This window comes from Sulfitobacter sp. UBA4523 (assembly GCF_002388305.1).
GTDB lineage: Bacteria > Pseudomonadota > Alphaproteobacteria > Rhodobacterales > Rhodobacteraceae > Sulfitobacter > Sulfitobacter pontiacus.
The window spans coordinates 393-1,585 of sequence record NZ_DGMH01000019.1 but is presented as its reverse complement, the minus strand read 5'-3'; the positions used below and the strand labels follow the sequence as shown (position 1 = coordinate 1,585).

At 60.8% G+C, this 1,193-nt stretch carries 1 protein-coding gene; it reads right to left on the bottom strand.

Annotation, left to right across the window (positions count from 1 at the left end; genetic code table 11):
* Window positions 1–1,193 (bottom strand): biotin/lipoyl-containing protein (locus B3849_RS03955; protein ID WP_286779848.1); only part of this gene is annotated, 1,193 nt, incomplete at both ends.

Below are 1,193 nucleotides of genomic sequence, written 5' to 3'. Positions count from 1 at the left end.
ACCGCTTTGACCACAGCATCGCGGTCCGCGTGGATACCGGTTTCCATTTTCATCGCCTCGATGGTCAGAAGCAGGTCGCCGGATTTGACCTTTTGACCCACCGTCGCCCCGACCGAGGCAACAACCCCCGGCATCGGCGCTCCGATGTGATTGACGTTGCCGATCTCGGCCTTGGGACGCTGTGCAGTCGTCGCTTTGACCATCCGGTTGGGCACGCGCACCACGCGCGGCTGGCCATTCAGTTCAAAAAAGACTTTAACGTCGCCGTCTTCATTGGTCTCGCTCAGGGCTTGCAGACGAATTTCCAGCGTCTTGCCCGGGTCGATTTCCGCGGTGATCTCTTCGCCCGGCTCCATCCCGTAGAAAAAGGTGCGGGTCGGCAATACGCGGACAGGGCCATAGGTCCGGTGACGCCCCATGTAATCTAGAAAAACCTTGGGGTACATGAGGTACCCCGACAGGTCATCGTCTTCAACCTGAGCCCCTTCCAGAAGGTCGCGCAGTTCCTTGCGTGTCGCTTCAAGATCGGCAGGGGGCAGATGGGCACCGGGGCGTTCCGTGTTCGGTTTTTCGCCTTTCAGGATTTTGTCGACAATCGCGTCAGGGAACCCGCCCGGAGGCTGGCCCAGATTGCCGCGCATCATGTCGATCACGCTGTCAGGAAAGGACATTTCCGCCTTCGGGTCTTCGACCTGCGCGCGGGTTAACCCTTGGGATACCATCATCAGAGCCATGTCGCCGACCACTTTGGACGACGGCGTCACCTTGACGATATCACCAAACATCTGGTTCACCTCGGCATAGGTCTTGGCGACCTCGGGCCAACGATCATCCAGCCCCATCGACGCGGCCTGCGCCTTGAGGTTGGTGAACTGCCCGCCGGGCATCTCGTGCAGATAGACTTCGGAGGAAGGGGCCTGCATGCCGGTCTCGAACGCGGCATATTCGCCACGCACTTCTTCCCAGTAGTTAGAGATTTCGCGCACCGCGTCCATCGACAGGCCCGTGTCGCGATCCGTGTGTTTCAGCGCTTCGACCACGGACCCGAGCGTCGCCTGAGACGTGTTGCCCGATAGCGCGTCCATGGCGCAATCTACCGCGTCCACGCCCGCCTCGGAGGCTGCCATGATCGTCGCGGTCGCCGTGCCTGCGGTGTCATGCGTGTGGAAATGGATTGGCAGGCCGACTTCGGA